The sequence below is a fragment of the Pseudomonas akapageensis genome, assembly GCF_011355085.1.
GTDB lineage: Bacteria > Pseudomonadota > Gammaproteobacteria > Pseudomonadales > Pseudomonadaceae > Aquipseudomonas > Aquipseudomonas akapageensis.
Window position 1 is genome coordinate 103,528 of the sequence record NZ_VXCP01000004.1, and the last position, 7,554, is coordinate 111,081.

General features: G+C 59.9%; 7 protein-coding genes and 1 pseudogene. 2 read left to right on the forward strand and 6 right to left on the reverse strand.

Going from position 1 to position 7,554, the window contains the following annotated elements; translation table 11 throughout:
* Nucleotides 1–109: 109 nt before the first annotated feature.
* Entirely contained in the window at nt 110–1,708 is a 1,599-nt protein-coding gene (locus tag F2S13_RS04985) for a malate:quinone oxidoreductase (protein WP_166359355.1), read from the reverse strand.
* A gap of 261 nt (nt 1,709–1,969) precedes the next feature.
* Here F2S13_RS04985 and F2S13_RS04990 point away from each other — a divergent pair, with 261 nt between their 5' ends.
* On the forward strand, nt 1,970–2,986 hold the full coding sequence (locus F2S13_RS04990; RefSeq protein WP_166359356.1) for a transporter: 1,017 nt from the start codon (nt 1,970–1,972) through the stop codon (nt 2,984–2,986).
* Between the two features lie 12 nt (nt 2,987–2,998).
* Here F2S13_RS04990 and F2S13_RS04995 read toward each other — a convergent pair whose 3' ends face one another.
* The 4 genes from F2S13_RS04995 to F2S13_RS05010 all read right to left on the reverse strand — a co-directional run bounded on the left by F2S13_RS04995 (nt 2,999) and on the right by F2S13_RS05010 (nt 5,215).
* Complete coding sequence (locus F2S13_RS04995) at nt 2,999–3,886, reverse strand: pseudouridine synthase (RefSeq protein WP_166359357.1); 888 nt, start codon at nt 3,884–3,886, stop codon at nt 2,999–3,001.
* A 34-nt stretch (nt 3,887–3,920) separates the two neighbouring features.
* Nucleotides 3,921–4,250, reverse strand: coding sequence for a transcriptional regulator (locus F2S13_RS05000; RefSeq protein WP_166359358.1), 330 nt, complete (start codon nt 4,248–4,250; stop codon nt 3,921–3,923).
* A 112-nt stretch (nt 4,251–4,362) separates the two neighbouring features.
* Complete coding sequence (locus F2S13_RS05005) at nt 4,363–4,824, reverse strand: D-Ala-D-Ala carboxypeptidase family metallohydrolase (RefSeq protein ID WP_166359359.1); 462 nt, start codon at nt 4,822–4,824, stop codon at nt 4,363–4,365.
* 154 nt (nt 4,825–4,978) lie between these two features.
* On the reverse strand, nt 4,979–5,215 hold the full coding sequence (locus tag F2S13_RS05010; RefSeq protein WP_166359360.1) for a glutaredoxin family protein: 237 nt from the start codon (nt 5,213–5,215) through the stop codon (nt 4,979–4,981).
* 186 nt (nt 5,216–5,401) lie between these two features.
* Here F2S13_RS05010 and F2S13_RS05015 point away from each other — a divergent pair, with 186 nt between their 5' ends.
* Nucleotides 5,402–7,360, forward strand: coding sequence for a monovalent cation:proton antiporter family protein (locus F2S13_RS05015; protein ID WP_166359361.1), 1,959 nt, complete (start codon nt 5,402–5,404; stop codon nt 7,358–7,360).
* A 6-nt stretch (nt 7,361–7,366) separates the two neighbouring features.
* On the opposite strand, the pseudogene F2S13_RS05020 reads toward F2S13_RS05015, so the two are convergent.
* A pseudogene (locus F2S13_RS05020) lies at nt 7,367–7,554 on the reverse strand (ammonium transporter); the annotation flags it as partial.

The following is a 7,554-nucleotide window of genomic DNA, read 5'->3' on the forward strand; positions in this document are numbered from 1 at the left end:
CATGCGGGCTTTTTGTTGCGTCTTTCTCTCGTTCACACGCTCTGCGGCAAGACGCTGAGCGTCAGCGGCGGCATTCCCACGCAGAGCGTGGGAACGAGGGGGGAAGGTTTTAGAGCGCTGCTTCGGCAACCGGAGCTTGTACGACTTCAGGGTCCACATGAACGAAGTTCAGCTGCAGACGCTCGCTGCTCCATTCACGGATCCGGTTGGTCAGTTCAAGGTTGTTGTTGAGTTTCTGGCCGTAGGACGGAACGATCTCTTTCAGTTTGGCTTGCCATTCCGGGGTCTTGATGCGGTCCTGGAAGGTTCGCTCCAGTACAGTCAGCATGATCGGTGCGGCAGTCGATGCACCTGGCGACGCCCCCAGCAAGGCGGCGATGGTGCCATCCTTGGACGCGACAACTTCAGTGCCAAACTGCAACACACCGCCGTGCTCGGCATCTTTCTTGATGACCTGGACACGCTGACCGGCCTGCAGCAGTGCCCAGTCTTCGGAGCGGGCATCCGGGAAGTACTCACGCAGCGCGCTCATGCGGTCTTCCTGGCTCAGCATCAACTGGCCCATCAGATAGGTGCTCAACGATAGGTTGTCGAGGCCGGCGTGGGTCATCGGCATGATGTTGTGGGTGGTCAATGCACTGAACATATCCAGCATCGAGCCGTTCTTGAGGAATTTGGTCGAGAACGTCGCAAACGGGCCGAACAGCAGCACTTCCTGGCCGTCTATCATTCGGGTATCGAGGTGCGGTACCGACATCGGCGGTGCACCCACCGACGCCTTGCCGTACAGCTTGGCCTTGTGCCGGGCGACGATCTGCGGATTGCGGGTGACGAGGAACTGGCCGCCCACAGGGAAACCTGCATATCCGTCAGCTTCAGGAATACCTGATTTCTGCAGCAGCTTGAGCGCACCGCCACCGGCACCGATGAAAACGAACCGGGCCTTGACGCGGGTTTCTTCGCCCTGGTTGGCGAGGTCGGCGACCACCACGGTCCAGGTATTGTCGGCATTGCGCACGATATCGCGCACTTCATGCCGCACATGCAGTTTGACGTTGTCGTGGCGAGTCAGCGAGGCCACGAGCTGGCGAGTGATTTCACCGAAGTTGACGTCGGTGCCGATAGGCATGCGGGTTGCCGCGACCTTTTGATCGGCTGGACGCCCTTCCATCACCAGGGGCACCCATTTCTGGATCTGCTCATGGTCTTCGGAATACTCCATGCCACGGAACAGCGAACTGTGCTGCAGGGCTGCATGGCGTTTCTTGAGGAAGGCGACATTCTCGTCACCCCACACGAAACTCATGTGCGGCACGTTGTTGATGAAGGACCTGGGATTGCTCAGCACATTCCGCTCGACCTGGTAGGCCCAGAACTGCTTGGATATCTCGAAATTCTCGTTGATCGCCACCGCCTTGCTGATGTCGATGCCGCCATCGGCTGTTTCGGGGGTGTAGTTGAGCTCACAGAAGGCCGAATGACCGGTACCTGCGTTGTTCCAGGCGTTGGAGCTTTCCTCGGCGACCTTGTCCAGGCGCTCGTAGATATCGATCGACCAGCCCGGCTCCAGCTCATTGAGGTAGGTGCCCAGGCTCGCGCTCATGATACCGCCGCCGATCAGCAGTGCGTCCACGGTCTTCTCGGGCTCGCTGTGCTTGGAGCAACCAATGACGCTCAAGCACAGGAGCGTCAGCAGGATTCTTCTCATAACTCGGTCCAATTGATGTGTAATTCCGGACAGCTAATTGCAAGGCGCGTGCCGCATTCACGCCAAACTGTGAGACGCCTTTGCCAAGGGGCCTCGGCAGGTGGGATCGCAGTGGCCATTGGCGGAAACCCGCCAAATATCAAGTGATTACGCGAGAAAATGGCGGATTTCCCCCGCTGCGAACGACTTTCACAAAACCGTCAAGATCGCTTGCCATGATGCGATAACAAGGTATTTCCGATTGTCCCCCAGCGAGCCCGCATGAACTCGAGCATCATCAGGCACCATCAGGACTCCGATCTTTTCGGCCTGCTGTATGGCTACCGTTTCCGGCCTGGTGAAGCGGGATGTGAAGTCGATTCGACGACCGTCATGCATCATCTGCAGGCACCTGCGGACGACACTTTTATCTGGCTGCATCTGAACCTGGCCCACGCCGCCTGCGAACGCTGGATGCGCGCGCACCTGGAATTGCCGGAGGACTTCTACGAAGCGCTGCACGAAGGCTCTCGCTCCACCCGCATCGAGCATGTGGATTCGGCGCTGCTGGCAGTCGTCAACGACGTGGTCTTCAACTTCGGCATGACCTCTTCCGACGTTTCCTCACTGTGGGTTTGCGCACGCAGTCGCTTGCTGGTCAGCGCACGCCTGCAACCGCTGCACTCAGTGGACAAATTGCGCTCCTCGGTCAAGACCGGGGAACGGTTCCGATCCCCGCTGGAACTGCTGGTTCACTTGTTTCGGGACCAGGGGGAAGTGCTGACGCAAATCGTGCGCAAGACCAGCTTCAGCGTCGATCAGATCGAAGATCAGTTGCTGTCTCTGCGCCTGAGCAACAATCGTGCAGAGCTTGGCAGCATGCGCCGGGTACTGGTTCGCCTACAGCGCCTGCTGGCATTGGAACCCGGCTCATTGTCACGGTTGTTGAACCGCCCGCCGCACTGGCTGCAGGAAGAGGATGTACAGGAGCTGCGCCAATCCACCGAAGAGTTTGCCCTGGTCATCAGCGACCTGACTGCCCTGGGTGAGCGAATCAAACTATTGCAGGAAGAGATTGCCGCCAAGCTCAATGAGCAGAGCAACCGCACCCTGTTCACCCTGACCGTGGTCACGGTTCTGGCCTTGCCAATCAACATCATCGCCGGCTTCTTTGGCATGAATGTCGGCGGCATCCCCCTGGCAGATGACCCGGAAGGCTTTTGGGTACTGGTGGCACTGGTAGCGAGCTTTACTGCGCTGGCCGGGCGCTGGGCATTTCGCAAGCGCAGCGACTATTGATTTGGCGTGTGGCTACCAATCCAGCGCCAGCCGAGTTTCGAAAAAGCGCTCCTGTCCCGTCAGCGGATCCTTGAAACGCAGGCTTTGCGCCAGCAGCTTCAACGGCTTGCTGTAGTCATCCTCGGCCTGGCTGACCTCAGGATAAAAAGGATCGTTACAGATGCTCGCACCCAGCGCGGTCATGTGCACCCGCAACTGATGGGTCTTGCCGGTGACCGGGAACAGCGCATAGCGCCACCACTCACCCTGCTTCTGCACGACATCGGCCAGGGTTTCACTGTTGCTGATGCCAGGCACCTCCTGCATGCGGAAGAAGGGCTGGCCATTGACCATGCGGCTTTTGTGCACCAGGGGAAAATCCAGATCTGGCAGGGCGCGGGCGATGGCCTCATAACGCTTTTCGATCTGGCGATTGGGAAACAATGACTGGTACGCCCCGCGGCTTCCGGGATTGGCCGAGAACAGCACCAACCCTGCAGTGTGCCGGTCGATGCGGTGCAGGGGTACCAGGTGAGGATTGTCGAGGCGCCGGATCAGGCGCCGCAGCAATGTCTGCTCGACGTATTCACCGGTAGGCGTCACCGGTAGAAAATGCGGTTTGTCCGCCACTACCAAATGCTCGTCCATGTGCAGGATATTTTCCTGTACAGGGATCGGCTTCTCGTTCGGCACTTCGCGAAAGTAATGAATGCGCAAGCCTTGCTTGTATGCCAATTCGACGCTTATGGGTGCGCCCTGGGCATCGAGCACGCGGCCGCGGGCGATCCGGTCAAGCCACTGCTCGCGACTGATAGCCTTGAAATGCTCGCACAGGCAATCGAGGACCGTTGTCCAGGGGCCCGCTGGCAAGCAGACGGTACTGGCTTGATGCCGGGCCGGATCGAAAGGCACGCTGGACATGGAAACACTCTAAAGACAGGTAATCGAACCATTATCACGCATCGAAGGCGCCCAGCCCAGCCTGGGCAGCTGCCGCTTCTGTGAATTCCTTGAGCCAGCGCAATACCTGCACCGCCTCCCAGCGGCTCGGGTCATAGAGCGCGTACAGCAGACCCTGGTACCCGACGACGTCCAGCGGACGGTGGTAGCCCGCCCGCTGGAACAATGCCTCGATTTCGGCGAAGCACGTGTTGAAATGGAGTTTGTTGAAAGGTGTCTTTCCTTCCGTTACCAGACCGTCAAGGCGCAATTCCAGAACGGCCTCCTGAATGACTTCCGTGGACATGCGATTGACGCTGTATTTCAATTGATCGACATTGACCACTGACCTGCCCCCTCACTGGCGCCCTGAAGCACCCACTAAAAATACTGTATCTATATACAGCATAAGGACAGGACTTTTCTCAGTCAACGATCAGATGACGCCCGGGCACGGATCAGAACGCTTCCCCTTCCCCATTCGCCAACATGACCAGGCCGGATTGATACCCTGTGCCCTTGCGAATGGTCAGGACTTGACGGCGCGGCTTGTCGAGTGCCAGGCCGAGGTGCACCCAGGCATCGAACTCGAGAATCAGTTGATCGAACGCAAGCTGCGATGCGGCAATCAATGCAGCAAGTTTGTAAGGCGCAAACCCGGGCACGTTGAAATCCGCTGCCAGGCCGCTCATGTGCGCGCTGCGCGCAGAGCCGCCGATGACCTTGTTGAGCGCCGGTGAACGGTAGCCACTGCTTACCAGTACCGGCCCCCCGGCCAGCGCCCGCACGTCCTCGAGAAAGGTCGCCAGACGGTACAGATTTTTCATCACCTCGGGGTCTGGCGTGTTTTCGATTCCCAGCCGCGAAGCCGTTTCGGAAACGGTTAATTCTCCCAATGTAAAAAAGGGTGTCAGGTTCATGCTCGCCTCTCCTTGGCGCAGTTGAAATGAATGGGCCGGTCAGCTCGTCATGGCAAAGCCGACCCGCGACCATTCTCCAATGACAGAGCGATGGCCTGCACTTTCAAATATGGATCTGCATATGACCGCAACGGGTCAGGATCGGGGCAAACGCTCAGCGCAGGAATGCGACAACGTCGTCGGCGCTGAAAGGCCAGCCCAGCTCGGCGCCAGTATCGGTGCGGCGCAGGACCGGGATGCGCAGCGAGTAGGCCTGGTACCAACGCTCATCATTTGCAATATCAACCAGTTCAACCTGCAGCCCGTGTTCAACCAGGGGCATCAGCACCGCCTCTGCCACTTCGCAGAGATGGCAGCCAAGCGTGCCGAACAATTGACATTCAGGAGCCATAAACAAACACCGATAAAATTGCGAGGAAACAATATTTTAGGTCCAACCCCGGGCAGCGTCGAGTTTGTGCATGCCGATACTTCGCCGGCCGGAATCGCAAACTATGATTCAGGTCATTGGCAATGACGGCCCCAAGCCCGATGCTTGAGGTCTTTTCAGTGGCATGCCCTGTCAGCGGAGTTTCTCTTGTTCGCCAATCTATTGATCATCCTGTCATGCTCGCTGGTCGTCATCGCGCTGTTTCGTCGCCTGCAACTGCCGCCGGTGCTGGGGTATCTGTGCGTTGGCCTGTTGGTCGGGCCCACCGCACTGGACTGGATAAACGAGAGCGAAGAGCTGCCCGACCTCGCCGAAATGGGCGTGGTATTTTTGCTGTTCTCCCTGGGGCTGGAGTTTTCGCTACCGAAGATGCTGGCGATGCGTGGGGTGGTGTTCGGCCTCGGCAGCCTGCAGGTCGTCTGCACCTCGGCGCTGTTGGCCGGTTTGCTCGCGGCGCTGGGCATGCCGTCCAATGCCGCATTGCTGTTGGGCGCCGGGCTGGCGCTCTCCTCGACAGCCATCGTCAGCAAGGAGCTGACCGGCCTTGGGGAACTCTTCAGCAGCCACGGCCAGAACGCCATTGGCGTGCTGTTGTTCCAGGATGTCGTCGCCGTGCTGCTGTTGACCCTGGTACCTGTGTTCGCCGGTGGTGGTGGCCAAAGCTGGTACTGGGCGTTGCCGCTGACCCTGGCCAAGACCGCGGTGCTGTTTGTCAGCCTGCTCCTGGCCAGCCGCTGGTTGTTGCCGCGACTGTTCCATGAAGTCGCCACCTCGCACTCTGCCGAGCTCTTCGTGTTGCTGGCGCTGGTGATCGTGCTGCTGACCGCCTGGCTCACCCATCTGCTGGGCCTGTCCCCTGCCCTGGGTGCATTCCTGGCCGGCATGTTGCTGGGCGAGAGCCACTACCGGCATCAGATCGAGGCCGACATCCGGCCGTTTCGCGACATTCTGCTGGGTCTGTTCTTCGTCAGTATCGGCATGCTGATCGACTTGCAACTGTTCGCCAGTCACGGCCTGATGATCCTGGGCCTTACCCTGTTGCTGATGTTCCTCAAGGGCTGCGTGGTCATGGCGCTGGTGAAGCTGCGCGGCAGCGACAGTGAGACCGCCTGGCGCAGCGGCCTGGCACTGGCCCAGGGTGGCGAGTTCTGTTTTGCCTTGATGGCCCAGATGCAGCAAAACCAGCTGCTGCCGGCCGAACTGGGTAGTCAGCTGCTGGCCGCTACCTTTTGCTCTATGGTCGCGACGCCTTTGCTGTTGCGGGCAGCGCCCTCGATTGCGATGCGCTTGCACCGCAAGCCGAACCAGGAAATGCAGCTCGAAGAGATCAGCGCCCGCAATGCCGAGTTGCACGCACACGTGGTGATATGCGGCTACGGTCGGGTCGGCCAATCCATCGGGCGTTTCCTGCGTCGCGAGCAACAGCGCTTCGCGGCTCTGGACGACGACCCGGTACGCGTCAAGGAGGCTGCCGCGGCAGAGGCTTGCGTTCACTATGGCGATTCGCGCCGGGGCGAATTACTGGCGGCTGTCGGACTGGAACGCGCCAGGCTGTTGGTGATCGCCGTGGACAAGACCGACGTTGCGTTGAATGTGCTCAAGGCAGCCCGCCGCATCAACCAGGACGTGCCCATTCTGGTGCGCACCCGGGATGACAGCATGCTTGCCGAGCTCAAGGCAGCCGGTGCCAACGCCGTGGTTCCGGAATTGCTGGAGTCGAGCCTGGTGCTCGCCTCCCATGCACTGGTGATGCTGGGTTTGCCACAGGATCATGTGCAGAGCAGGGTCGAAGAAGTCCGGCAGTCGCGCTACCGCATCCTGCAGGGCTTCTATCATGGTGCCCAAAGCAATCTGCTCGATAGCCAGGGTCGGCCCAAGGTGCTGATGCATGCCGTCAACCTCGGGGCCGACGCCTATGCCTGCGGGCGCCCGCTCGAGGAACTGGCCCTGGAACAAATGGGCGTGCAACTGCAGGCGGTCCAGCGTCAGGGCGAGGAGCTGGTGACCGACGCCAGTACCCGCCTGCACGCAGGCGATGCGGTATTGCTGAGTGGGCCGATGGCGGCCATCGAAGCCTGCGAGGCCCGCTTGCTGGCGGGCCACTGAGGCGCATCAATCCTGACTGTTGGCGCCAATCTTGTGGATCGAGAGATCGGCGCCGTAATACTCCTGCTCCTGGGTCAGGCGAATACCGGCGATGGCCTTGATGACGCCGTACACGGCAAAACCGCCCGCCAGCGCCACGACCACGCCGGCCCCACTACCGATCAACTGGCTGGCCAGGCTGACCCCGCCCAACC

Bases quoted from the DNA above. Each gene is read 5' to 3' on its own strand.
- F2S13_RS05005 (WP_166359359.1), bottom strand. From the start codon at position 4,824: ATGAACCTGACACCCTTTTTTACATTGGGAGAATTAACCGTTTCCGAA.
- F2S13_RS04990 (WP_166359356.1), top strand. From the start codon at position 1,970: ATGAACTCGAGCATCATCAGGCACCATCAGGACTCCGATCTTTTCGGC.
- F2S13_RS04985 (WP_166359355.1), bottom strand. From the start codon at position 1,708: ATGAGAAGAATCCTGCTGACGCTCCTGTGCTTGAGCGTCATTGGTTGC.
- F2S13_RS04995 (WP_166359357.1), bottom strand. From the start codon at position 3,886: ATGTCCAGCGTGCCTTTCGATCCGGCCCGGCATCAAGCCAGTACCGTC.
- F2S13_RS05010 (WP_166359360.1), bottom strand. From the start codon at position 5,215: ATGGCTCCTGAATGTCAATTGTTCGGCACGCTTGGCTGCCATCTCTGC.